Genomic DNA, 847 nt, shown 5'->3' with positions numbered 1-847 from the left:
GGATCAGGGCGGGGGTAACCGGACCATCAGGAACTCCGACGGCATCCCGGCCGAGTACCTGCAGACGATCATTGATGCGGCGAACGCGGCCGGATGCGCCGAGGTGACTCCCGCCCTGCTGGCCGCCCAGTTACACCAGGAGTCGGGTTTCAACCCGCGGGCCCGGTCACCCGTGGGCGCGATGGGGATCGCCCAGTTCATGCCCGGGACGTGGGCGTCCCACGGGCAGGGCGACGTGTGGAACCCGGCCGACGCGATCCCCGCGGCGGCCCGGTACGACTGCGCGGTGGCGGCCTCGGTCGCCTCCGTGTCCGGCGCGGCCCAGGAGAAGATGCTGGCCGCGTACAACGCGGGAGCGGGTGCGGTGCTTGCCTTCGCCGGCATTCCGCCGTACACCGAGACGCGTAACTACGTCCGCGCGATCCTCGCGCAGGCGCAGGTGTACGGCGACGCCTTGGAGCTCGGCGTCGGCATCCCCGCTGGTTCGGTCGCCCCGATGGTCGCCTTCATGCAGTCGCAGATCGGCAAGCCCTACGTCTGGGGTGCGACCGGTCCCGAGGCCTGGGACTGCTCGTCGCTGGTCCGGGAGGCGTATCGCCGCATCGGCATCGAGCTCCCCCGCGTGACGACCGACCAGCTGCGGTTCGGCCCGCAGGTCGCGGGCGTCGATCCGCAGCCGGGGGACCTGCTGTTCACCCCGGGCCCCGACGGCACCGCCGAGGCACCGGGCCATGTCGGGATGTACATCGGCGACGGCCGGGTCATCGCAGCCAAGGGAGCGCGGTGGGGGGTCGTCGAATCCGACATCTCGGACTGGAGTGGGACCGTGGCCGTGACCAGGCCGCTT

General features: G+C 71.7%; 1 protein-coding gene. It reads left to right on the top strand.

Annotated elements, in window-relative coordinates:
• Window positions 1-847: C40 family peptidase (locus ACY45C_RS09260; protein ID WP_462187214.1), on the top strand; the 847-nt coding region annotated here is incomplete at both ends.

It is taken from the genome of Frankia sp. CcWB2, from assembly GCF_977927585.1.
Note: the sequence above shows the minus strand (reverse complement) of the source record. Positions and strands in the feature narration are given on the sequence as shown.